Raw genomic sequence first — 25,220 nt, 5'->3', positions numbered from 1 at the left:
ACTTTTTCAATTTAATTACTCAGCTGTCTTTTCTTCTACATTTAAATGGGCTTCAAGTGCGCTAACGCGTTGTTCCATTTTCGCTAATTTTTCGCGGGTACGTAATAAAACTTGAGTTTGAATATCAAATTCTTCACGGCTGACTAAGTCTAATTTACCGAGCTGTGATTGTAACAGTGAACGCAGTTTTTTATCAAAATCTTCACCTAAATCACGTACGCCTTGCGGTAAAGCGCCTTGAATTTGGCGGGCAACTTGTTCAATTTTTTTCGGATCGAGCATTCGCGGGTCCTTCAGTTAATCAAGATATTATTAAGCGTAGTGTAATACCTCTTTTCGCCTTGTGCTAGCTCGAATTAGTTAGCAAAAAGGCCTCGTTGTATTATCTGTGACGAGAGCAGCTTGCTATTCGTCTAAGGTAGTAAAATTAACCGTGATAACTCTAAGTTTTTATTCATGTTTTTTGACTAAAAGTGTGAGTCATTCGCCAATTTTGATTATCATCGTTGCGAACTTGAATTATTGGCGTTATATTAATTGCGTATATCTCAGGGCGGGGTGAAAGTCCCCACCGGCGGTAAACATGCATCACGCATGAAGCCCGCGAGCGCTTTACCATTTTGTGGTAAAGGTCAGCAGACCCAGTGTGAATCTGGGGCCGACGGTTATAGTCCGGATGGGAGAGAATTAACAGTATCTGCATGTTTGTGCTGTTACGCACAATAGTGTTCTGCATACCTGAATAGGTAAATGCCTGTTGTTGGCTATTTATATATTCACCATTTCTCGTATTCCTAAGACTGCCTTGATTCTGGTAACTAGTTAATAACTATTTAAGAGGTTTTTTACCATGGATCATTCGCTACTTTCTGTATTCGGTAATCCTATCGAGCGTGTTGAAAATGCTATCGAGGCTTTACGCCAAGGTAAGGGTGTTCTTGTTCTTGATGATGAAGATCGTGAGAACGAAGGCGATTTAATTTTTGCTGCAGAAACCATGACCGCGGAACAAATGGCATTTACCATTCGTTATAGCAGTGGGATCGTATGTCTTTGTATCACTGAAGAACGTCGCAAGCAGCTCGAATTACCAATGATGGTGGAAAATAACACCAGCCAAAACCAAACTGGCTTTACGGTAACCATCGAAGCGGCAAAAGGCGTGACTACGGGGGTTTCTGCGGCGGATCGTATCACCACTATTCGTGCTGCTATTGCTGATAATGCAGTTCCTGCTGACCTAAATCACCCTGGCCACGTTTTCCCATTGCGTGGACGTGATGGTGGGGTATTAGCGCGTCGTGGACACACTGAAGCATCTATCGACCTTGCAACTCTAGCGGGTTTCAAACCTGCTGGTGTGTTGTGTGAGTTGACTAATGATGATGGCTCTATGGCTCGCACCCCAGAAGTGGCAGCATTTGGTAAGCAGCATGGTTTGACGGTTGTGACAATTGAAGATTTAGTGCAGTACCGTCTTCAGGTCGAGAAGAAAGCGAGCTGATCCTCATAATATTTTGAGGAAGAGCTCTAGATAGAGATTTTGATAAGTTTAAATATTAATAGGCTAAAATAAGCTAATTTATTTAAATTATTGATAGTACGTTAAGCATATAGAATGTTATTAAGGCCACTGAGTTGCACACCTCGTGGCCTTTTCAATTTTTTTGATGATCATACTCATAATTAGCCCACTGTGTTTTTGACAGGAAAGCGTATGCTGTAGGAAGAAACTAATTGAGTTGGAGTTGAAATCATCATGTCGCTAAATACTTCAGTGGTAAAAAATAAGATCCCTGCCATTTTTATTGGTCATGGTAGCCCCATGAACGCGATTGAGGATAATCCTTATACTCAAACGTGGGAGAAACTCGGTAAAGCTTTACCTCGGCCAAGTGCAATTTTAGTGATTTCAGCCCACTGGTATACGCGTGGAACCGCAGTTACTTCGATGTTAAAACCGAAAACGATTCATGATTTTGGTGGGTTCCCTGAAGCCTTGTACCAAATCGAATATCCTGCCCCTGGTTCTCCTGAATTAGCTCAGCAAGTTGCCTCATTATTAGCCCCTGAGCCAATTTACCTTGATGAACAAGAGTGGGGATTAGACCATGGCACGTGGGAAATTTTGGTACGTATGTATCCAGAAGCCGATATCCCCGTAATCCAATTGAGTATCGATGGTAGCAAGCCTGCTATTTGGCACTATGACCTTGGAAAAAAACTATCCGTTCTAAGGGATGAAGGTGTATTGATTATGGGGAGTGGCAATGTTGTACACAATTTACGAGCGATGAATTGGCAAAATTCCCATGCTGAGCCATACCCGTGGGCAATATCTTTTGAGAAATTTGTGTATGACAATCTGAAAAGCCATGAAACGCCACATCCACTAGCTAGCGGATTGGAACGGGAGGATGGCAAATTGTCGAACCCATCACCAGAACATTACTTGCCTATTTTACCTATTTTAGGCACTTGGGATGGTCAAGAAGAGATTAGTACACCGATTGAAGGAATTGTGTCAGCATCGTTAAGTATGTTGTCTATTCAGGTAGGATAAATTTTTCTGCGATAGCTTTGTTTCATAAAAAAGCCCAAATCATATTGCTATGTTTGGGCTTCATTTTTAGCTTTAAGTATGATTAGTCGATGATCGTATGTGGGTAAAAACGTGATAAATCTTGAGTGATCAATTCTTTATCTTCACGAATACAGATCCCCGCAGGTTGATCATTCACCAACCAGCTTCCGACTAAGGTGTAGTTACCTTCAAATTGTGGAAGTGGGTGGAACTGTTGAATAATCATACCTTCTTCGCCGTATGGGCCATCCGCGGCTGCAATTTCTTTACCGTTTTCGATAATACGGATATTAGCACCTTCGCGAGAGAATAGGGGCTTAATAACGTATTTTTCGAGTTCTGGTTGGGTTTTGCCATCTGCAAAATAAGCAGGCAGTAAATTTGGGTGATCTGGGAACATTTCCCATAACATTGGCAATAAAGCTTTATTAGAAATGATGCTCTTCCATGCAGGTTCTAACCAGCGTACACCAGCATCTTGCAATTTAGTCGAGAAAATTTCTCTTAGCATAAATTCCCACGGATATAGCTTGAACAGGTTACTAATCACCTGATCTTGTGTATCCGAAAATTCACCTTTTTCACCTAGACCAATTTCATCGATATATAAGAATTCAGTGGCAATACCAGCTTCATTTGCACAGTCTTGTAAATATTGAACAGTACCGCGATCTTCTTCTGTGTCACGGCAACAAGACATATGCAACAAACGGAAACCATACTGATCTTTTAATTGCGTAAAGCGCTCGATCAATTGCTCTTGAATGCTATTAAATTGATCGGCGTTTTCAGGGAGTTTTCCTGCTTCAATTTGATCTTCTAGCCAGATCCATTGGAAAAATGCAGACTCATATAATGAGGTTGGAGTATCCGCATTGTTTTCCAATAGCTTAGGTGGGTTAATACCATCGTAAGCGAGGTCAAGCCTGGAATATAAAGAAGGTTGTTCGCTTTTCCATGAACTGCGAACAAATTCCCAGCAATGCTTAGGGATCTGAAAACGTGCAATTAGCTCATCGCTTTCAAGAACACGTTCAACCACTTTTAGGCACATTTGATGCAACTGCTCGGTTGCATCTTCGATTTCTTCAATCTGTGCCATAGTGAATTGGTAATACGCATCTTCTGACCAGTAAGGCTCACCATACATAGTATGAAATTCAAAGCCAAATTCAGAGGCTTTTTCGCGCCAGTTTGGGCGCTCTACTATAGGAACTCGTTTCATTACTTATCAACCACCCATCGAACGGGAAGAAGAGGTTGATTTTGCAGAAGAAGATGAACGTTGTGCCATCGCTTGTTTATTTACGGTGTCACCAAAACCACCACGGGTAACGGTTGAAGTTGTTGGTGGTTTAGGTGCCATGGCTGTTTTCGGTACGCTCATTGAACGACCACCTGCAACTGCAGGGCCATAGCTTTTACCTGATGCATCCACAAACTTACCGTTGGCTGGGCTAGCTGGGTTTTTTGAGCTGAATAATGGTTGTGATGCAGCGCTACCGCCCATCATACGGCCCATCATATAACCCATCATTAATGGCATCCACATGCTACCACCGCTGCTTTGTGCTTGGGCCGTTTGTTCACCATTGGTTGAACTAGTGCCTGCAAGACCTGCTTGAGCTGGAGCTTGAGTACACATTGATTCACCAAACTCAGCAATGCAGTCAGCTTGAGTTTCATATTTAGGTGCAGTTTTAGCCGCTTCTTGTAGAGCATTATTGTAGGCGATGGTGCACTGTTCTGCTTGCGATGGGTTCGCTTGGCTACAATCTTGCGCATTGGTGTACAGTGATACGGTTTCATCGCTTTCTTCACAAGCGGAAAGCATAAATACAGCACTGACCGCAACAGCCACAGGTGCTAAACGGTATGAACGCCAAGACTTACGGAAGGCGCTCTGGTTAATATTTTTGGTACGCTTCATGGTCATGGTAATTACCCTGAATTAAATTAAGTAAGATGTTTTTAGATGTTAGCTCTAGGATAGGGGATAAACGCTGAAAATTAAAGCAGAAATATAGGAGAAATGAGCTGAATTTATCATTTTGATAACTTTCTGCTATTTTTCCCTAATTAGCATGGCGTTTATTGAAGAGAAAATAATATTTTTATTTTATATCAATATATTAGATGTAGGTTGTTTTTTGCTCTAATGCGTAGTAATAAGAGTGAGAATTCACTGAATTTGTGCCCGTGGCTAATGAAAAGGCGTTATAAACGGTTTAATTAGTACAAATTAGCAATTCTAAGTAGTTTGCAGGATTACCCTCAAAAATAACCCGCTATGTAAGCGGGTCATTATGTCATTTTCACATGAGCTAAATATTTTAGTTCATTTTTGGCGCATTGGTATTACGGATAATACTACTTGCAGAGGTTGAAATCTCTTTACCTAAATTCGCATTCAGGCGTGCAATATCGTCTTCGTTCAATGTGCCGCGAGCAAATTCGATATTCAGTTGGTTAATCATGTAGTCATAACGCGCATTAGACAGATTCTGCTTCGCTTGGTATAGCGCTGTTGTTGCTGTCAATACGTCAACAATGGTACGTGTTCCTACTTGGTAGCCTGCTTCCATCGCATCTAATGAGCTTTGTGCGGAAACAACAACTTGTTTGTAAGCATTAATACTACTGATTGACGATGCTACGTTATTAAATGATGAGCGAACTAACTGAACCACATTGCGATAAACGCTTTCTAGTTGCTCACTAGCACCTTGGAAACCATATTGTGCTTGTTCGACCTGAGAACTTACTGCACCACCACTATACAGTGGAATGCTTAAATTTAAGCCAATGCTATTTTGGCCGTTGTAGCTATTGCTCGCACTACCGCCATATGGAGTATTATAACCACTGCCGTGTTGGTAACTATTTGTGACTGATGTTGAGGCATCAAGGCTAACCGTTGGCATGTGACCTGTTTCCGCTAAACGGATGTTTTCACGAGAAACGTCTTGTGCTAAACGTGCGCTTAACAGGCTGAGGTTACGCTCTTCCGCTTCTTTTAAGATAGCGTTGATATCGCCCAGTTCATTGGTTTTAAAACGGTCGATATTTAAAGAGGCAAGTTGGTTATAGTACACGCCGCTGACTTGACGCAATTTTTCAATCGCATTTTCTAACTCGTTACGGCCTGCAACTTCTTGTGCTATAACGCTATCATAGTTTGCACGGGCGTTTTGCACGTCAGTAATAGCAACAAGACCAACGTTAAAGCGTTGTGTCACTTGGTCTAATTGGCGATAAACAGCTTCTTTATTCGCTTCAATATAAGATAACGCGTCAATCGCTTTTAATACGTTAAAATACGCAATTGCAGTATCTAAAATTAATTGCTGCTGACTTGTTTGGTAAGTGACATCAGAAATACCCGCTGTTTTTTCTTGGATAGTTAATTGACGCCATTTAGACATATCAAACACAACTTGGGTTAGTTTCAGTGAAGCATTTAAACCTGTGCTTTCAGTGTTTCTTGCATCACGGTAACCGCTTCCGTAGCTAGCTCCTGCACCTAAACCTAATTGTGGCAATAATGGGCTACGAGATTCATTAATTTTTTCAAAAGCTTGATTACGTTCTGCTAATGATTTTCTTAACTCAGGGTTACTTTCTTTGGATTTTTGGTAAACCTGTAGTAAATCTTCTGCGTAGCTATTGGTACTGAGACCCACAAAACTCATCGAAATTAAAAGGGGAAGCAGTTTCTTCATTTTGATTCCTTGATTAAACAGCAAATTAAGTTGAGTCTGTTGCCTAAAACGTACCATGCCTAACTAGGCGATAGATATTAAATTATCCGTTTTAGAGACAGTTATTAAAAACAGACACTACGTTGCTCTTAGATTTGAATAATGGCGCTTATTGTAACAGAGTATCACTTCTATTAACGGTAGCCTTTTGTGCCATTTTGTCTCAATTTATTAAACATTACCTCATCTGAGGTTAAAAAACCTTAAAAACTGTTTTAATCCACAATTATTTCCTTAAGATGGAATAATTGGGTTTGGAGAATGCAATGACAAAACAAATAAAGCAGCCAATTAAATATGGCAAGAATGATGTTGAAATTATATCCAAGCGTAAATTATTTAACGGTTTTTTTCAAATGGTTGAATATCAATTTCGACATCGCCTTTTCGCGGGCGGATGGAGTAAAGAAATTCGCCGTGAAGTTTTTGAACGTGGTCACGCAGGTGTGGTTTTACCCTATGACCCGAAAACGAATAGTGTTGTTTTAATTGAACAAATTCGGTTACCTGCGATCGAAACTAGCGAAACACCTTGGCTGCTTGAAGCAGTTGCTGGAATGATTGAGCCAAACGAATCGCCCGAAGAGGTTATTCGTCGTGAAGCCGTTGAGGAAGCTGGGCTTATTATTGGTCGTACTGAAAAAGCAGTAAGTTATCTTTCTAGCCCGGGTGGTACGACTGAACGTATGCATGTATTTATCGGTGAAGTCGATAGCAGCCAAGCGAAAGGGGTGCATGGGCTAGCGTCAGAAAATGAAGATATTTGTGTGCATGTGGTTAGCCGAGAACAAGCTTATCAATGGGTTGAAGATGGCACAATTGATAATGCAGCAACCGTTATTGCTATTCAGTGGTTACAGCTCAACCAGCAAAAACTTTATGAAAAGTGGATGAAACAGTTTTAAATAACGATTAATCTGGTGAAGTGTGTGCTGATTATCAGAAAGTTAGAAAGTAAAGTTTTAAGATAGTTATAAGTGTGTTTAGCTTTTATATAGTTTTAATGAATAGATTAGGTACTAAATAATATTTAAGGAAAGGAATACTTTTGGACAGCCAGCTTGAAGTGACTGCGAAGAACTCTAAAATTGTGAGAATTTTACAGGTTACTGATACGCATCTTTTTGCTAATACAGAAAATACGCTTTTAGGGGTAAATACTTACCGTAGCTATCAGGCGGTACTTGATGCTATCACAGAGCAAAATCTTCCAATTGATTTAATTGTTGCGACAGGGGATCTGGTTCAAGACCAATCACCACAAGCTTATCAGCATTTTGCGGATGGTATTGCGCGTATTCCTGCCCCTTGTGTATGGCTTCCTGGTAATCATGATTACCCACCTGCTATGGTAGAAACACTGCGAGTTGCTGGGATTTCAAGTGCTAAACAAATTTTAATTGGCGATGAATGGCAAATTCTGATGCTTGATAGCCAACTTCAAGATGTACCTCATGGTGAGCTTTCTGAACAACAATTGGAATGGATGAAAGCCAGCTTAGATGCTGAACCTGAACGTACCACATTGATTATGCTGCATCACCATCCTCTAGCTTCGGGTTGTACTTGGCTTGATCAGCACAGTTTGAGAAATTCACATATTTTAGCTGACTACTTAAAAAACTACCCAAATGTTAAAGCGATGCTATGTGGCCATATTCACCAAGAAATGGATGAAAACTGGCACGGGATTCGGTTATTAGCTACGCCTTCTACTTGCGTACAATTTAAACCTCACTGTACTAATTTTGCCCTTGATACTGTCGCGCCGGGTTGGCGATATTTAGAATTAAGCATTAATGAGCAAAGTCAAAGGCATATTACAACCCACGTTCACCGTTTAGACACAAGAGAGTTTAGCCCTGACCTTGACTCTGACGGTTATTAATTCGCTTATGTCTACTCTACTTTATATTCATGGTTTTAATAGCTCACCTCAATCCGCTAAAGCTAATAACTTAAAGCAATGGATTGACGAGAATTATCCACATATTAATATGCTTGTACCGCAATTGCCGAACTACCCTCAGCAAGCTCAAGCGATGTTGGATGATATTATCCAACAGCACCAGCATGAAAAAATGGGGCTAGTTGGGTCTTCACTAGGCGGTTATTTTTCGATTTGGTTTTCAGAGCGTTATCAGCTCCCAGCTGTCGTTGTAAACCCTGCAGTGCGTCCTTTTGATTTACTGCAAGATTACTTAGGCGACAATACAAACCCATATACTCATGAACAATATGGGTTGGAAGAAAAGCATATCCATGAGCTAAAATCCTTATACATTGAAAGACTCGCATCTCCTCATCTTATCTGGCTACTACAGCAAATGGGCGATGAAGTACTTGATTATCGAGAGGCAGTTGCCTATCTTTCAAAGTGCAAACAAACTGTGGAACCTGACGGTAATCATGCCTTTATTGGTTTTGAAGCTTACTTTTCTCAAATTGTTGATTTCCTTCAATTGGCAGAGAAATAGTGTCAAAACGTATGAACACTGTTATTATCAACAGTAACTCACTGATTGAATAGTTCAATTAATCACCTATTACCGCAGAATGACAACATGACTCAATCTAGTTATAACGCAGAGGCCATTGAAGTCCTCAGTGGTTTAGAGCCTGTTCGCCGTCGTCCGGGGATGTATACCGACACCAGTCGACCGAACCATCTGGCTCAAGAAGTAATTGATAATAGCGTCGATGAAGCGCTTGCGGGGCACGCGAGCCACATCGAAGTTATTTTACATGCCGATCAATCCCTTGAAGTAATCGACGATGGGCGCGGTATGCCTGTCGATATCCACCCTGAAATGAAAGTGTCAGCTGTTGAGCTGATTCTAGGGCAATTACATGCAGGGGGAAAATTCTCCAATAAAAACTACCAATTCTCAGGTGGTTTGCATGGTGTCGGGATTTCTGTCGTCAATGCGTTATCAAAACGTATTGAAGTTACTGTTCGTCGTGATAGCCAAGTGTATCAAATTGCTTTTGAGAACGGCGACAAGGTTGAAGATTTGCATGTAATAGGGACTTGTGGCAAACGTAACACAGGTACTAGCGTGCATTTTTGGCCAGATGGCAGCTATTTTGATAGTCCAAAGTTTTCAGTAACTCGTTTAACTCATAACTTAAAAGCTAAAGCCGTTTTATGCCCTGGCGTGAAAATCACGTTTAAGGATAAGCTCAACAATACAGAGCAAAGCTGGTGCTACAGTGACGGGTTGACCGATTACCTAATGGAGTCAATTGACGGCCTTGAAGCGTTACCGCCAAAACCGTTTACAGGCGAATTTTCCGGGGAAACTGAAGCCGCACAATGGGCGTTGCTCTGGTTGCCTGAAGGCGGGGAATTACTAACAGAAAGTTATGTCAACCTTATCCCAACAGCGCTAGGTGGGACCCATGTTAATGGTTTACGCCAAGGGTTGCTTGATGCAATGCGTGAGTTTTGTGAATTCCGTAATATATTGCCTCGTGGTGTTAAGCTCTCCGCTGATGACATTTGGGAGCGCTGCACTTATGTGCTTTCCGTTAAAATGCAAGACCCACAATTTGCAGGGCAAACGAAAGAACGTCTGTCTTCGCGTCAATGTGCTGCGTTTGTTTCGGGTGTGGTAAAAGATGCTTTCAGTTTATGGCTTAACCAGAACGTGCAAGTGGCTGAACAACTCGCAGAAATGGCAATTTCTAGCGCGCAACGTCGAATGCGTGCAGCGAAAAAAGTGGTGCGTAAAAAACTCACCAGTGGCCCTGCATTACCGGGTAAATTAGCCGATTGTAGCTCCCAAGACCTGAGTATGACGGAATTGTTCCTTGTAGAAGGGGACTCCGCGGGAGGGTCTGCAAAACAAGCTCGTGACCGCGAATATCAAGCTATCATGCCGTTGCGCGGTAAAATCCTCAATACATGGGAAGTGTCTTCTGATGAAGTTTTAGCTTCCCAAGATGTACATGACATCTCTGTTGCTATTGGGATAGACCCCGATAGCGAAGACCTTAGCCAATTGCGCTATGGGAAAATTTGTATCCTTGCGGATGCGGACTCCGATGGCTTGCACATTGCTACACTGCTATGTGCATTATTTGTCCGTCATTTCCCAACATTAGTAAAAGCAGGGCATGTCTATATGGCAATGCCACCGTTATATCGTATCGATTTAGGTAAAGAAACGTTTTACGCCCTTGATGAAAGCGAAAAAAATGCTGTGCTTGAACGTCTTAGCCGCAAGCGCGGTAAACCCAATGTTCAACGTTTTAAAGGGTTGGGTGAAATGAACCCACTGCAATTACGTGAAACGACATTAGATCCAAATACTCGTCGTCTTGTACAGCTAATTATCGATGATGAAAACTACCAAGAAACACTTGCTGTCATGGATATGCTTCTTGCTAAAAAACGCTCTGAAGATCGCCGTAATTGGCTGCAAGAAAAAGGCGATATGGCTGAAATTGATGTCTAATATTCGAATTGCGATGAGAAAGGAACGAATTGAATGAGTGAAATTACTCATGATGGTGTAGAGCGTTTACCGCTGCATGCCTTCACTGAAAATGCCTATCTGAACTATTCGATGTACGTCATCATGGATAGGGCATTACCATTTATTGGCGATGGGCTTAAACCTGTTCAGCGCCGTATTGTGTATGCGATGTCAGAACTTGGCTTAAGCAACACTGCGAAATACAAAAAGTCCGCCAGAACGGTGGGCGATGTTCTCGGTAAATATCACCCACATGGTGATATCGCTTGTTATGAAGCGATGGTGTTGATGGCGCAGCCATTTTCTTACCGCTACCCGCTGGTGGATGGCCAAGGGAACTGGGGGGCACCCGATGACCCTAAATCATTCGCAGCAATGCGTTATACAGAATCACGTTTATCAAAATATGCTGAAATTTTACTCAGCGAACTTGGCCATGGCACAGTTGATTGGGTACCAAACTTTGATGGTACGCTAAACGAGCCAAAAATGTTGCCGGCACGTTTACCGAATATTCTGCTAAACGGTACAACGGGAATTGCGGTTGGGATGGCGACAGATATTCCACCCCATAACGCCCGAGAAGTGGCTCAAGCGTTGGTTGCTTTACTGGATAAACCGACACTAAATCTTGATGACATCATGGCATTTGTACCGGGGCCTGATTATCCAACTGAAGCAGAAATTATTTCTTCCCGTGATGATATCCGTAAAATTTATCAAAATGGGCGCGGTTCTGTACGCATGCGTGCTGTGTGGGAAAAAGAAGATGGTAATGCGGTTATCACGGCTCTACCTCATCAAGTTTCTGGGGCGAAAGTCCTAGAACAAATTGCCAGCCAAATGCGTGCAAAAAAATTGCCGATGGTTGAAGATTTACGTGATGAATCAAACCACGAAAACCCAACTCGTTTAGTGATTGTTCCGCGCAGTAATCGTGTTGACCTTGAACAAGTCATGACACACTTATTTGCGACAACAGATTTAGAGCGTAGTTACCGTGTTAACCTAAATATGATTGGTTTAGATAACCGACCAGCGGTAAAAGGGCTTGTTGAGATCTTAAATGAGTGGATTGCTTACCGTCGTCAAACCGTACGTAATCGCTTAAATCATCGGTTAGAAAAAGTATTAAGACGTTTACATATTTTAGATGGTTTATTAATTGCCTATCTGAATATTGATGAAGTCATTGAAATTATTCGTACAGAAGATGAACCGAAAGCGGTTTTAATGTCACGTTTTAATATCAGTGATACCCAAGCTGAAGCTATTTTAGAGCTAAAATTACGCCATTTAGCCAAGCTTGAAGAAATGAAGATTCGTGGCGAGCAAGATGAGTTGGCTAAAGAACGCGATGATTTACAAGCGATTCTCGGGTCTGAAAGACGTTTAAATACGTTGATTAAAAAAGAGATTCAATCTGACGCCAAAGATTACGGTGATGACCGTCGCTCCCCGTTGCATGAGCGGGAAGAAGCGAAAGCAATGAGCGAGCATGAAATTTTACCGTCAGAACCGATTACCGTTGTGCTTTCTGATATGGGATGGGTGCGTAGTGCTAAAGGGCATGATATCGAACCGACTAACCTAAATTATAAAGCAGGAGATGGTTTTAAAGGAGCAGCACGAGGCAAGTCAAACCAAGCGGCGGTGTTCCTTGATACGACAGGGCGCAGCTATTCTGTGGACCCACTGGAATTACCTTCAGCGCGTAGTCAAGGTGAGCCTCTAACGGGTAAATTAACTCTGCCTCCAGGTGCGACCATTGAGCATGTATTAATGGCGCCTGACGAACAGAAATATTTAATGGCTTCTGATGCAGGTTACGGTTTTATTTGTACCTTTAATGATTTAGTCACTAAAAATAAAACAGGTAAGGCCTTAATCTCCTTACCTGAAAACGCCAAAGTATTAGCACCAATTGAACTGCATAATGAACAGGAAGATTTGCTATTGGCAATTACCAAGGCAGGGCGTATGTTGATATTCCCTGTAGCGGATTTACCTCAACTTTCAAAAGGTAAAGGTAATAAAATTATCAATATTGCTGGCGCGCAAGCGGCAACGGGTGATGATTTATTGACTTGGTTGATGATCTTGCCTGTGGGGGCATCAATGACCTTGCATTTTGGTAAGCGGAAACTGAAATTTAAAGCAGAAGATTTGCAAAAATACCGTTCAGAACGTGGCCGTAAAGGGACGTCATTACCGCGTGGAATGCACAATATTGAGCGTATTGATATTGAGCCAGTAGATACTGAATAATTAACAAAAACAAACCTTATAAATCTTGTTGAGTATGAAGTTCAAAAGGTTTATAAGCAGACAATATTCATCATGGGGCTGCGAAGCCCCTTACAATTTGGGGTTAGTATGTTAGCGCTGATTAGAGCGATCATTGTCATTATCTACACTATTTTTGTGTGCATAGGCGGCGGTATTTACTGCTTGTTTAGCCCACGCAACCCAAAACACGTAATGACATTTGGCCATATGTTTGGGCGGTTATCCGTCGTGTTTGGGATTAAGGTTATTAATCGTGTACCTGAGAAAGCCAAAAGTTATGGCCCAAGTATTTATATAGGGAATCACCAAAACAATTACGACATGGTGACTATGTCAAATGGGGTATTACCGAGAACAGTTACAGTCGGTAAAAAAAGCTTGGTTTACATTCCATTTTTTGGTTTTCTGTATTGGATCACCGGTAATATTTTGATTGACCGTGCGAATCGTTCTAAGGCGCATAATACGATCACGCAAGTCGCAGACCAGATCAAAAAACGTAAAATATCCGTATGGATGTTCCCTGAAGGAACGCGTAGTCGCGGTCGTGGTTTATTGCCATTTAAAACAGGGGCATTTCATGCGGCTATTGCAGCAGGGGTACCTATTGTGCCTGTTTGCGTTTCGAGCACACAAGGTAAAATTAAGCTAAACCGTTGGAATAACGGTAGCGTAATTATTGAAATGTTAGACCCTATTGATACATCACTTTATACCCGTGAGCAAGTGAGGGAATTATCGGAACATTGCCATGCTTTAATGGAAGCAAAAATTAAAGAACTCGATCTTGAGGTTGAAGAGATGGCAAAACAGGGTAAATAGCCTAACCGATTGAATTTATCTTAATAATAGGCAATATGTGAATATTGCCTATTATTTTAGATAGAACATAGCATAAACTGTCTTTATTGTTATCGACTGCCTGACTTTCCTTTTCTAATTACTTACCCTTACTATTTATAATCTTATTAATTAAATTTTAATGTATTGGATAGATATTTTTAGAATTTAGCCTTTTTTCGCGATATCATGGCTCACAAATTATTGCGGTCTTAAATTGTTGTATCTAAGTAGTTATATTGCTAGCGCCAACCTAAAATTAGCCATATCATTGGCTGAATATTTATAATATCAAATAATAAAATGCGCTGGAATTTTGTTTAGCGGAGAATTTATGTCATTCAATCGATGCCAAACCCTAATAGCGGCAGGGATGGCTCTATGTTTGTCCTATGCGCCTATTTATGCAAATGCAGAAGGGGCAACAGCTTTACCTGTACCACCGTTATTAGAATCACGGTCTGGACAGCCATTATTTTTAACATTACAAAAAATTCATTGGTCTTTTGATGGAAAATATTCAGCCGATATTTGGGGAGTTAATGGTTCTTCTCCTGGCCCGACTGTCAAAGTAAAAAATGGCGATGATATTAAGCTTATTTATAGTAATCGCTTACCTGAAGCCGTTTCGATGACTATCAGTGGCTTGCAAATACCAGGAACACAAATAGGTGGAGCCGCACGGTTAATTTCACCTAATGCGGACTGGTCTCCGGTGATCCCGATACGCCAAAATGCAGCTACGCTCTGGTATCATGCGAATACTCAAGGGAAAATGGGCGAACAAGTCTACAATGGTTTATTAGGGATGTGGATCATTGAAGATGATGTGACGAAAAACCTGCGTTTACCGAAACACTATGGTGTTGATGATTTTCCGGTCATTATTCAAGATAAGCGCTTAGATAATTTTGGCGTTCCAGAATACAAAGCGGATGAAAATGGTTTTTTAGGCGATACATTACTGGTTAACGGCGTGCAAAATCCATACATTGAAGTTTCTCGAGGATGGGTGCGCTTACGGTTATTAAATGCGTCGAACTCCCGTAATTATGTAATGAAAATCAGTGATGGCCGCCCATTTTCGTTGATTGCATCTGACCAAGGTTTACTAACTGTCCCTGTGAGTGTTCAAGAACTACCGTTAGCGCCGGGTGAACGACGCGAAGTCTTGATTGATATGGCTAAAACGCAAGAGTTAACTATCACGGCAGGTGAGTCGGCGACCTTTATGGACCGCTTAAAGGGGTTATTCGAGCCATCGAATAATTTAATTTCAACTAATGTGCTAACTATCAAAGCGACAGGGTTAATGTCATTAGTAACAGACGGCTTACCGACACAATTAGTTGAAGATAAAACGCAAGTCACATCCAGTATTACACAACGCAATATTCACCTTAATGATGGTTTTGGTATTAACAATGCGACCATTGATACAAATAGGGTCGATTTCTCAAGTCTCCAAGGTAATTGGGAGCGTTGGGTTGTGACGACGAATGAACCGCAAGCGTTTCATATTGAAGGTGTGCGTTTTAAGGTTTTAAACCGTAATGGTAAACCAACTCCACCAGAAGACTATGGCTGGAAAGATACGGTATGGGTTGATGGTCGCGTTGAATTATTAGTGGAAATGATGCAGCCATCCTATAACCACTTTCCTTTTTTATTCTATAGTCAAAACTTGGAAAAAGCGGATTTAGGTTCAGTGGGGCAGTTGGTTGTTGCACCGCAAGACACAATGCAATAATTCGTATTACAACAATATTGAATATTTAAAAAGCAGGCATTTAGCCTGCTTTTTTGATGGGAGCTAATAAGGCTAGCTTAGCGCCACTCGAACACCAAAGGCGATTAATACCACTCCGAGAACCTTATCAACATAGGTTTGTACTTTTGCTAGGCCTTTTCTGACAGGGGCACTTTGGATCAAAAAGACTAATATTGGCCAATAAATGACAGCTAAGCCCCAAATAATAAAGGCAAACCATAATTTTTCACCGACGGTAGAATTAACATCTAATACTTGAGTGAAGACGGCTAAAAAGAATAGCGTGGCTTTTGGGTTTAATACATTGCAGAGGAAACCTTGCATAAAGGCTTTCTTGAATGAAACAATTTCGTGTTTACTGGTCGTAAGATCAACGCTATGGCCGGATTGCGGAAGTAAGCTTTTGACACCGATCCAAATTAAATAGGCCGCACCTGCGTATTTTAAGATATTAAACAGCCAAGGTGTGGTGGTAATTAAAACAGCTAGGCCCGCAACGCAGTAGGACATATGCAACGCGATAGCGACTATCACACCACATGCAGACATTAATGCCGCAGAGCGTTGATAGCGAGCTGAGTTTTTGACAATTAAAAAGAAGTCAGGCCCTGGAGAAAGCATACCGAGTGCCGCGATGGTCGCAACCATAATACTCGTTTCGTACATTTTTGATCTCTTTTCCCGTTCAATGTTGGTAAATAAAAATGACCGACTAAATACTCGTATTTAGGCTGATATCAGAGGGTTCATTTTGTTTTTTCATGTTATTTTTAGTCGTAAGTTTATCAATTTGAGTATAAGTGATTCAAACCTGTTTAAGGAAGCTTAAATTTAGTCGACGAAACAATTCTCTTTCCGTATAGTGTGCTCAATTTTTATATCTTGTTTCTAAGGTGAATAGATGAATATTAGCTTAATCGCAGCAATGGCGATCGATCAGGTTATCGGCATGGAAAAAGCGATGCCTTGGAATTTGCCGGGGGATCTAGCGTGGTTCAAACGAAATACGTTAAATAAACCGGTTATCATGGGGCGTGTGACCTATGAATCTATTGGGCGCCCATTACCACAACGTGTAAATATTGTATTAAGCAGTGTTCCTGGCACTGATTCTGATGTGATTTGGGTAACGTCAATTGAAGAAGCGTTAGCCGCGGCACAAGCAATTGAAAATGTTGATGAAGTGATGGTGATTGGCGGTGGTAAAGTTTATCAACAATTTTTACCATTAGCGAATAAACTCTATTTGACTCATGTTGATGCCGAAGTTATTGGTGATACCCATTTTCCAACTTATGAGCCTGATGAATGGGATTCTATTTTTACGGAATACCATGAAGCTGATGAAAACAATACCCATGGTTATTGTTTTGAGATCCTAACCAAAAGAGCTTAATTTTTGGTTTGATCACAAAATGGCGCTTAATTGCGCCATTTTGCTATAACTTACAGTTGATCATATAAAAAGTTATTCTTTGCGGCGTTTTTGATATGACTTTTGGCGGTGATACTGCTTGGTTTCCCAATGGAATAGCGTCAAGTCTCCTCCCCAGCAGCACCCAGTATCTAAAGCATAGACGTTATCGGGGGTACATTTTCCTTCGAGCGATGCCCAGTGACCAAAAAATACCGAGTAATCATCAGGAATTTGGCTTGGTAGATCGAACCACGGTTTTAGTGGGGCAGGTGCCTTTTTGGGGTTTTCCTTGCAAATCATATCTAATTGCCCGTTCGGAAAACAGTAGCGCAGACGTGTTAAGGCATTGGTACTAAAACGCAAGCGTGCTAGCCCCATTAGGCTTTCAGACCAGTTATTTGGCATATCACCATACATGGAGTCGATAAATAGTGGATATGCATCACTGGAAAGCACTGCTTCAACTTCTCTTGCACACATGCGTGCTGTTTTGATATCCCATTGCGGTGTCATACCGGCATGGGTCATCAAGATCTTTTTTTCTTCATCAATTTGTAATAAAGGTTGGCGACGTAACCAATTGATCAGTTCGTCAAGATCAGGGGCATGTAATAACTCATCGAGGTGATCTTTGGGTTTATTGCGACTGATCTTACAGTAAATTCCCAACAGATGGAGATCATGGTTACCAAGCACTAGACGTACGGCTGAGCCAAGGCTTTTTACATAGCGTAAAACTTGCAGTGATTCAGCTCCGCGAGCAACGAGATCGCCTGTTAACCATAATGTGTCTTTGGTTGGATCAAAATGAACACTTTCCATCAAGTCACGGAGTTCACGATAGCAACCGTGAATATCACCTACTAAATATGTCGACATAATTAATTAATCAGTGTTGGGATGGCAAGACGAAAAGCAGGGATATCAACGTGGAAACTGTCCCCTTGCGTACTTATCATCACATAATAACCTTCCATCGTACCCATTGGTGTTTCAAGGATTGCGCCACTGGTATAACGATATTCTTTTCCTGGCTGAATAAGGGGTTGTTCACCCACTACTCCTTCACCTTGAACTTCGGTTTTATGGCCATCACTGTTAGTAATGAGCCAATAACGGCTCATTAATTGGATAGGTTCTCGCCCTAAATTACGAATGCAGATTGTGTAAGCAAACACATATCTCGCAATATCGGGTTGAGATTGGCTTTCTATATAGACACTCTGAACTTGGATGCTAACATTCGGCTCATTAAGCATAGTGCCTCCTTCAACAGACTATTCTGAACGGTTAGAGAGATAGTTTGCCATTTTACAATATTGTTCAACAGAAATATTTTCTGCTCGAGTGCTTAAATCAATACCCAGTTCTGTTAACTCTTCAACGCTGAATAAATCCCCAAGACTGTTACGAACAGTTTTACGGCGTTGATTGAAAGCTTGTGTGGTAATGCGACTTAAAAATTTAATGTCTTTTACCGGATATGGGTTTTCACGATGAGGAATCAACCTAACAATGGCAGAATCTACTTTTGGTGCGGGTGTAAATGCAGTCGGCGGTACTTCCAATACAGGCACCACGTTACAGTAATATTGTGCCATGACACTCAAGCGGCCAAAGGCTTTGCTGCCAGGGCCTGCGACCAGACGATTCACCACTTCTTTTTGTAACATGAAGTTCATGTCAGCAATGGAGTTGGTGAATGTGAATAGATGGAACATTAATGGTGTAGAGATATTGTAAGGCAAGTTACCAAAAACGCGCAGGGGTTGACCTGCTTGTTTGGCTAATTCACCAAAATCTACTGTCATTGCATCTTGCTGAATGATAGTTAATTTATCTTTTAGCTGAGGGTGAACGTGTAAGCGTGCTGCAAGGTCACGGTCAAGTTCAACTACAGTCATTTTATCGATTCGGTTACCGACAGGTTCGGTTAAGGCACCTAAGCCGGGACCAATTTCTACAATGGACTGACCCGGCAGCGGGTTCATGGCATCCACGATGCTGTCGATAATAAATTGGTCAGTTAAAAAGTTCTGCCCGAAGCGTTTGCGGGCAAAGTGCCCCTGATGGACTCGATTATTCATGTATTCTTAGATGTCATTTGGATAGCTAACTTTAATGCGGTGATAAAACTTCCCACATCAGCATGACCCGTACCAGCGAGTTCAAGGGCTGTGCCATGGTCGACAGAGGTACGGATAAAAGGCAGGCCGAGAGTAATATTTACTGCTCTGCCAAAACCTTGGTATTTTAACACAGGAAGGCCCTGATCGTGATACATTGCTAACACTGCGTCTGCATGGTCTAAATACTTAGCTTGAAATAGGGTATCTGCAGGCAATGGCCCAATCAAATTAATCCCTTTTGTGCGCAGGTTTTCGAGCGCGGGCTCTATCGTATCAATTTCTTCGGTACCCATGTGCCCGCCTTCTCCTGCATGTGGATTTAAACCACAAACATAGATGGCTGGTTTTTCAATACCAAATTTTGTTTGTAAATCATGGTGTAAAATCGTGATGACTTCATTCAGGCTTTGTTGAGTGATGGCAGCTGACACGTCCTTGAGTGGCAAATGCGTTGTGGCTAATGCAACACGCAGTTCTTCGGTAGCTAGCATCATAACAACGCGTTCACAGCCACTTCTTTCTGCAAAGAATTCAGTGTGGCCGCTAAATGGTACGCCAGCATCATTAATGATGCCTTTATGTACAGGCCCTGTGACTATGGCTGAGAATTCACCCTTTAAACAGCCGTCACAGGCTTTTGCTAAGCTTTCTACGACATATTGGCCATTATCAACGTTAAGTACACCTGCCTTTGCAGCCGTTGCTAAATGAACAGGTAGAACGGATAAACTACCCGCAGGTTGTACTTTAGTGACGGTATTGGGGATATATTCGGTTAATGTCAGTGGCAAATTCAGCGCTTTGGCACGCTGGCGTAACAATTCAGGATCAACACAGGCAACCAGCTCAACAGGCCATTGCTGTTGAGCAAGCTGAATCAGTAGGTCAGGACCAATCCCGGCAGGTTCGCCGGGAGTGATGACAATAGGCTTAATTTGATTTTTCATCTGTAGACTGGCTGTCACGGCCATCAACCATTTTCACATAAGCGGAAGCACGTTGTTCTTGCATCCAGCTCTGTGCTTCTTCATTAAATTTACGGTTGAATAGCAGGCGGTACGCTTGGTCTTTTTGTGCCGCATCTGTTTTATCAACGTTACGAGTGTCTTCTAATTGGATTAAGTGCCAACCAAAATTTGATTGAACAGGTTGGCTTAATTCGCCTTTATTCAGTCTCATTAATGCATCACGGAAAGCCGGGTCGTAGACATCAGGCATATTCCAACCTAATTCACCACCTTTTAATGCGCTACCTGGATCCTCAGAATTCTCTTTTGCTGCATCTTCAAATGAAACTTTGCCTGAACGAATTTCCTGAGCAATTTTGGTTAATTTTTGTCTTGCCTGTGCATCATCCATAATTGGTGATGACTTAATTAAGATGTGACGTGCTTTCACTTCTGTGACAGAAATCGGTTGGCTGCCACCACTTACATCATTTACGCGTAAAATATGGTAGCCGACACCGGAACGAATTGGGCCAGCAATATCGCCTTTTTTCGCATTTTTCAGCTGTTCAGCAAAGACAACAGGCAATTCTTGTAGGCGTGACCAACCCATATTACCGCCTTTCAGCGCTTGAGGGTCTGCTGAATAAGCGATAGCTAACTTACCAAAATCTCCGCCTTTTTTCAGTTCAGCTAAAATTTTATTCACTAATGCTTCAGCGTTTTTTAGTTGTTCTTGCGTTGGGTTTTCTGCCAACGGGATCAAGATATGGCTTAGATTAACGCCCATTTCATAATTGGCTTGTGAGCTCATTTGCTCTGCAAGAGAATCAACCTCTTGAGGTAAAATGGTAACGCGGCGGCGAACTTCATTGTTACGCACTTCAGCGATCAGCATCTCTTTACGAATTTCGCTACGATATTGATTCATATTGATGCCATCTGCGGTTAAGCGTTGTTGCATTTGCTGCAGTGTTAAACCGTTTTGACGAGCGATATCCGTAATAGTTGCATCCACGGCTTCATCTGGAATATTGATTTGCATTTGGCTAGCCATTTGCAAAATGATGTTATCCATAACGAGACGCTCGAGGATCTGATGACGCAGAGTTTGATCATCAGGCACTTGTTGACGTGCGTTCTGAGCGTTCAGTTTTACTGTGTTGATCATATTCTGGACGTCACTTTCCAGCACAACACCGTTATTGACGACCGCAGCGACTTTATCCATTTGCTGAGGCGCAGCCAAAGCAGTGGAGCTTGCGAACATCAGTCCCAGAATAAGCGTTCTCCAATTCTTCATAATGGTCCTATAAATATTGACTTTGATTCCGCAAAAGCGGGCTAATCTCTTTTTTACTCGTCATACTTCAAGTTGCAGTGTTGTTGACTGCGTTCATTCGCACTAGTCACATACTTATGTATGCTCCTAGCGACTCACTTGCTTGTCGCCTAACTGCAACTCGAATTATTTAGAGTAAATTTATGTTATTTTTATCAGAAAGCACGTTGATAAGGCATAATGCCACTTTCTAACATTTTCTGACTACCTAAACTATGATTGTTATTTAGGCCTCTAAGTTCCACATTGATTGACCATTTATTGTCATATTCACTGCTAAACTTCTCTTTTTGCCAACCAACTATCTTACGTTCATAGCCAAGATTGACTGCCCAGCAACAAGTATTGTATTGCAAACCAACCAGTTGGCTCGCAGGTTGCTGTTGTTTGGTATCATAATAATATGAACCTACAAAGCCCCAACGCTCGCTTAATGGCCAACTCATGACAGCACCCACTTGTGAAATACCGCGTTGGTATTCAGGCAGTGTATAGGTATAGCCACCATTCGCAGTATCTTCACGACGGAAGGTTGCTTGAATATAATCGCGGTCAACGAAACGGTAGTTCAACTGAACTAAACGATCGGCATCTAAACGGTATTCTGCAACCGCATTCCCCATTGTGACATTACCGAGACGGCGGTCATATTGTAACCCACCACGCAAGCCCCAGTTATCATCAATTCGCCACATAGAGTCAGTGGCCCACAATAATGAACCTGTGTTGCTTTTATCATCTATTGGGCGATTTGAATCACCAGCACGTGGGCGTTCAAAGTAATAAATTTGCCCCACAGAGAAGTTAAAGCGCTCAGCTAAAGTATCGTCATAAACACGTGTTGTGACACCTGTGGTGAACTGGTTTGCAGAGGCGATACGGTCAAGGCCACTGTAAATCCGGTCACGGAATAAACCGCTATAGTCTGACTGCAGCAATGAAGAGTCAAAGTTATTGATATTATCTTGATCTTTATACGGAATATACAAATATTGGACACGTGGTTCTAATGTTTGAACGAAATCGCTGCCTTGGAAAAGGTCTCGTTCGAAGACAACTTTTGCATCGCTTTTAAACATGGGTAGAACACGCGTAACATTTTTTTCTAAGCTAGTATCCGTATTCGAGCGAGGAATATCTTGGTCGTAATGAGTCGCATACAATTTGATGCTGTTATTCATATTTGCCCAACCATTAGACAATGGCAGGTTTACTTCTGGCTCAATGTGTAAGCGAGTTGCGTCTGGGTTATTTTTACCCACACTCGTAAAACGAGCAGCTTGTGCGTAAGTATGCACGTCAAAGGCACCTAAATTATTTTTATAATAATTGAAGTCCACTTGTGGCTCTGCTTTATAAGCGCGCTTGTTGGGGTTATCCGCAAAAATTTGGAATTGCTTGTGAGTGACTTTCGCATTCCAGTTTGTATCTGAATAACCTGCACTGAATTTTTGCGTAGCGTAGCCATCAGTGGTGCTACCGTACTGGGAACTAAAGTCAGTAAAATAGCTAGGGTCGCTCACTTTGGTATAGTCAGAGCTGAAGTTCCAATGCCCCGCGTAAGTCCCAGAATGGCGCCAGTAGAATAACCAACGGTCATCGCTATCACGATCTTCACGCTTACCACGTTCTTTGTCTTTGATATAAGCACGGTCATGATTTAGAAAATCAAAGGCCACGGTGCCTGTACCTGGAGCAATAAGGTAGCGGAATTCATTATTTAATTTTACACCACGGTGGGTCATAAATTGCGGTGTAATTGTGGCATCGTAGTTTGGTGCAATATTCCAATAATAGGGTAATGAGAACTCTAGCCCATCGTTACTTGAATAACTTCCCGTCGGAATTAAAAAACCTGAACGGCGCTTATTGCCAATCGGTAATTGCATATATGGGCTATAGAAAATAGGCACGTCACCCACTTTAAAGCGCGCATGCCAAATTTCAGCGACTTCTTCTTCGCGGTCGATAATGACTTCAGAGCCCGCGACGCTCCAGCTATTATTACCGGGTAAACAGGTTGTGAATGTACCGTTTTCCATAATAGAGTAACGGTTTTCACCACGCATTTTCATTTTCGTCGCATCACCACGCCCCTGACGGCCTACCATCATGTAGTTACCGTCATTCACATCAGTGTTTTTATTATCTAAGTTAGACCACGCAGAAGGGCCTTTTAAGATAATTTGTGGGTCATCGTAGTGCACATTACCAGTGGCTGTTACTTCACGCACAGGGAGTTCACCCGCTGTTTCTGTTTGGGTGAGTTTAACGTTATCAGCGGTTAATGTTTGGTTCCCTTGTTGAATATCGACATTACCTTCATATTCAACAAAATTAGGGTATTCACCACGGACATCTTCAGCGGTAATGTGAATCGGCAGGTTATTAGGGTCACCTTTTACAATCGGTTTGGTGTAAACAGGGACACCCAGCATACACTGCTGTGCAAGGTCAGCATGCGCTTGCTGACTATAAATTGCCGCCCATACCATGGTGGCGAGTAGTGTTGGATAGCTTTTTTTCATCATTAAATATGGGGTTCCGTCATCATTGGCATCGCCAGCAAACGCTCAAAGACTAACTTAGCCAACCACTTTGCGCCAGTATAATGTAAGAAACTTTACGCGCGGGTAGTTATGCATAGAGCTGAATGAATAGTATGATAATGCAAAATTGCATTTTGAGCATTGAAGAATTGAGGGATATATGCACTATTGGGGCAAAATTATTGGCGTTATACTCGCAATCGTCTCTGGATTGGGCTTTTGGGGAGCGCTAGTTGGGTTAATTATTGGGCATGGTTTTGATAAAGCATCGATTCAACGTAAATTTGCAGGGAGAATGAATAAGCGAGATCGCCAAATCATTTTCTTTGCGAGTACCTTCCAAATTTTGGGGCATTTAACGAAGTCCAAAGGCCGTGTAACCGAGACAGATATTCAGCTTGCGACCAATTTAATGGACAGAATGCAATTACATGGAGAAACACGAAAAGCGGCTCAACAAGCATTTAGAGAAGGCAAATCCCCTAACTTTCCATTGCGTGATGTATTAAAACAATTACGTATGGCCTGTTATGGCCGTTTTGACTTGATTCAGATGTTTCTGGAAATTCAATTACAAGCTGCTTTTGCTGATGGACAATTACACCCGAACGAACGAAAAGTGTTGTTTATTATTGCCGAAGAGCTCGGTATTTCTAAGGTTCAGTTTGAACAGTTCTTGGATATGATCCAAAGTGGTCGCCAATTTGGCCAAGGATACTCTCAGCAGCAATCAGGAGGGTATTATCAGCAATCAAATGGCCCAACCCTTGAAGATGCTTGTAAAGTGCTTGGCGTGTCTCCTAGTGATGACCCAACAAAAATTAAGCGAGCCTATCGTAAACTGATGAGCGAGCATCACCCCGATAAACTGGTTGCGAAAGGTTTGCCGCCAGAGATGATGGAGATTGCGAAGCAAAAGGCGCAGTCTATCCAAGCCGCTTATGACTTAGTTAAGAAGGAGCTCGGCTTCAAATAAATTTCCCCGTCATATTTCGCGCCGCAGCGTTGTTGGCTGCGCTCGCGCACCCTAGTCACATACTACTGTATGCTCCTAGGGATTTGCTCTCTTGCCGCCTAGCTGCAACACGAACTATTTAGGGGAAATCAGGC

The 25,220-nt window shown here is 41.9% G+C and carries 22 protein-coding genes and 1 riboswitch; of the genes, 11 read left to right on the top strand and 11 right to left on the bottom strand.

What is annotated here, in order from left to right; translation table 11 throughout:
• Positions 1 to 15 precede the first annotated feature (15 nt).
• Positions 16 to 282 carry a ubiquinone biosynthesis accessory factor UbiK gene (gene ubiK, locus ACU696_RS18585; RefSeq protein WP_004257742.1) on the bottom strand — a complete coding sequence of 89 codons (267 nt, stop codon included), beginning with the start codon at positions 280 to 282 and terminating at the stop codon, positions 16 to 18.
• 258 nt (positions 283 to 540) lie between these two features.
• Positions 541 to 692, top strand: a riboswitch (FMN riboswitch).
• 158 nt (positions 693 to 850) lie between these two features.
• Here ubiK and ribB point away from each other — a divergent pair.
• Both ribB and ygiD read left to right on the top strand, forming a co-directional pair.
• Positions 851 to 1,504: a 3,4-dihydroxy-2-butanone-4-phosphate synthase gene (gene ribB / locus ACU696_RS18580; RefSeq protein WP_004908582.1), complete on the top strand. Its 654-nt coding sequence runs from the start codon at positions 851 to 853 to the stop codon at positions 1,502 to 1,504.
• A gap of 255 nt (positions 1,505 to 1,759) precedes the next feature.
• Entirely contained in the window at positions 1,760 to 2,563 is an 804-nt protein-coding gene (gene ygiD, locus ACU696_RS18575) for a 4,5-DOPA-extradiol-dioxygenase (protein WP_004908585.1), read from the top strand.
• 82 nt (positions 2,564 to 2,645) lie between these two features.
• Here ygiD and ACU696_RS18570 read toward each other — a convergent pair whose 3' ends face one another.
• The 3 genes from ACU696_RS18570 to tolC form a co-directional block, all read right to left on the bottom strand.
• Positions 2,646 to 3,809, bottom strand: a complete 1,164-nt coding sequence (locus ACU696_RS18570; protein ID WP_209101889.1) for a glutathionylspermidine synthase family protein — start codon at positions 3,807 to 3,809, stop codon at positions 2,646 to 2,648.
• A gap of 6 nt (positions 3,810 to 3,815) precedes the next feature.
• Positions 3,816 to 4,520: a DUF1190 family protein gene (locus tag ACU696_RS18565; protein WP_042851529.1), complete on the bottom strand. Its 705-nt coding sequence runs from the start codon at positions 4,518 to 4,520 to the stop codon at positions 3,816 to 3,818.
• A gap of 397 nt (positions 4,521 to 4,917) precedes the next feature.
• Positions 4,918 to 6,306 carry an outer membrane channel protein TolC gene (tolC, locus tag ACU696_RS18560; protein ID WP_042851530.1) on the bottom strand — a complete coding sequence of 463 codons (1,389 nt, stop codon included), beginning with the start codon at positions 6,304 to 6,306 and terminating at the stop codon, positions 4,918 to 4,920.
• A 305-nt stretch (positions 6,307 to 6,611) separates the two neighbouring features.
• Here tolC and nudF point away from each other — a divergent pair, with 305 nt between their 5' ends.
• From nudF to ftsP, 7 genes are all read left to right on the top strand, one after another.
• A complete protein-coding gene (gene nudF, locus ACU696_RS18555) occupies positions 6,612 to 7,250 on the top strand; it encodes an ADP-ribose diphosphatase (RefSeq protein WP_004908597.1) in 639 nt (212 codons plus the stop codon).
• A 143-nt stretch (positions 7,251 to 7,393) separates the two neighbouring features.
• Positions 7,394 to 8,233: a 3',5'-cyclic-AMP phosphodiesterase gene (gene cpdA, locus ACU696_RS18550; RefSeq protein WP_109911776.1), complete on the top strand. Its 840-nt coding sequence runs from the start codon at positions 7,394 to 7,396 to the stop codon at positions 8,231 to 8,233.
• Positions 8,234 to 8,240: 7 nt separating this feature from the next.
• Positions 8,241 to 8,822 (top strand): esterase YqiA, encoded by a 582-nt coding sequence (gene yqiA / locus ACU696_RS18545; RefSeq protein ID WP_209101891.1) that lies wholly within the window; start codon positions 8,241 to 8,243, stop codon positions 8,820 to 8,822.
• Between the two features lie 87 nt (positions 8,823 to 8,909).
• Positions 8,910 to 10,805 (top strand): DNA topoisomerase IV subunit B, encoded by a 1,896-nt coding sequence (gene parE, locus ACU696_RS18540; RefSeq protein WP_447343209.1) that lies wholly within the window; start codon positions 8,910 to 8,912, stop codon positions 10,803 to 10,805.
• Positions 10,806 to 10,838: 33 nt separating this feature from the next.
• The gene (parC, locus tag ACU696_RS18535) at positions 10,839 to 13,094 is read left to right on the top strand and encodes a DNA topoisomerase IV subunit A (protein WP_213637064.1); all 2,256 of its coding nucleotides are present in this window, start codon (positions 10,839 to 10,841) and stop codon (positions 13,092 to 13,094) included.
• A gap of 108 nt (positions 13,095 to 13,202) precedes the next feature.
• Positions 13,203 to 13,937 carry a 1-acylglycerol-3-phosphate O-acyltransferase gene (locus ACU696_RS18530; RefSeq protein WP_004908611.1) on the top strand — a complete coding sequence of 245 codons (735 nt, stop codon included), beginning with the start codon at positions 13,203 to 13,205 and terminating at the stop codon, positions 13,935 to 13,937.
• 352 nt (positions 13,938 to 14,289) lie between these two features.
• Entirely contained in the window at positions 14,290 to 15,705 is a 1,416-nt protein-coding gene (gene ftsP, locus ACU696_RS18525; RefSeq protein ID WP_109911778.1) for a cell division protein FtsP, read from the top strand.
• A 72-nt stretch (positions 15,706 to 15,777) separates the two neighbouring features.
• On the opposite strand, the gene ACU696_RS18520 is transcribed toward ftsP, so the two are convergent.
• The gene (locus ACU696_RS18520) at positions 15,778 to 16,392 is read right to left on the bottom strand and encodes a LysE family transporter (protein ID WP_004908618.1); all 615 of its coding nucleotides are present in this window, start codon (positions 16,390 to 16,392) and stop codon (positions 15,778 to 15,780) included.
• A gap of 235 nt (positions 16,393 to 16,627) precedes the next feature.
• Here ACU696_RS18520 and folA point away from each other — a divergent pair, with 235 nt between their 5' ends.
• The gene (gene folA, locus ACU696_RS18515; protein ID WP_004908621.1) at positions 16,628 to 17,122 is read left to right on the top strand and encodes a type 3 dihydrofolate reductase; all 495 of its coding nucleotides are present in this window, start codon (positions 16,628 to 16,630) and stop codon (positions 17,120 to 17,122) included.
• 72 nt (positions 17,123 to 17,194) lie between these two features.
• Here folA and apaH read toward each other — a convergent pair whose 3' ends face one another.
• The 6 genes from apaH to lptD form a co-directional block, all read right to left on the bottom strand.
• Entirely contained in the window at positions 17,195 to 18,022 is an 828-nt protein-coding gene (gene apaH, locus ACU696_RS18510; protein WP_004908624.1) for a bis(5'-nucleosyl)-tetraphosphatase (symmetrical) ApaH, read from the bottom strand.
• A 2-nt stretch (positions 18,023 to 18,024) separates the two neighbouring features.
• Positions 18,025 to 18,402, bottom strand: a complete 378-nt coding sequence (gene apaG / locus ACU696_RS18505; RefSeq protein WP_004908625.1) for a Co2+/Mg2+ efflux protein ApaG — start codon at positions 18,400 to 18,402, stop codon at positions 18,025 to 18,027.
• A gap of 18 nt (positions 18,403 to 18,420) precedes the next feature.
• A complete protein-coding gene (rsmA, locus tag ACU696_RS18500) occupies positions 18,421 to 19,230 on the bottom strand; it encodes a 16S rRNA (adenine(1518)-N(6)/adenine(1519)-N(6))-dimethyltransferase RsmA (RefSeq protein WP_164529108.1) in 810 nt (269 codons plus the stop codon).
• A complete protein-coding gene (gene pdxA / locus ACU696_RS18495; RefSeq protein ID WP_196718176.1) occupies positions 19,227 to 20,219 on the bottom strand; it encodes a 4-hydroxythreonine-4-phosphate dehydrogenase PdxA in 993 nt (330 codons plus the stop codon). Before pdxA ends, rsmA begins: the two co-directional genes overlap by 4 nt.
• Positions 20,203 to 21,522, bottom strand: a complete 1,320-nt coding sequence (gene surA / locus ACU696_RS18490) for a peptidylprolyl isomerase SurA (protein WP_042851532.1) — start codon at positions 21,520 to 21,522, stop codon at positions 20,203 to 20,205. Before surA ends, pdxA begins: the two co-directional genes overlap by 17 nt.
• Before the next feature lie 194 nt (positions 21,523 to 21,716).
• Entirely contained in the window at positions 21,717 to 24,092 is a 2,376-nt protein-coding gene (gene lptD / locus ACU696_RS18485; RefSeq protein WP_042851533.1) for an LPS assembly protein LptD, read from the bottom strand.
• A gap of 178 nt (positions 24,093 to 24,270) precedes the next feature.
• Here lptD and djlA point away from each other — a divergent pair, with 178 nt between their 5' ends.
• Positions 24,271 to 25,086, top strand: a complete 816-nt coding sequence (djlA, locus tag ACU696_RS18480; protein WP_004908636.1) for a co-chaperone DjlA — start codon at positions 24,271 to 24,273, stop codon at positions 25,084 to 25,086.
• The last annotated feature ends 134 nt before the right edge of the window (positions 25,087 to 25,220 follow it).

This window comes from Providencia sp. PROV_01 (genome assembly GCF_053098325.1).
Note: the sequence above shows the minus strand (reverse complement) of the source record. Positions and strands in the feature narration are given on the sequence as shown.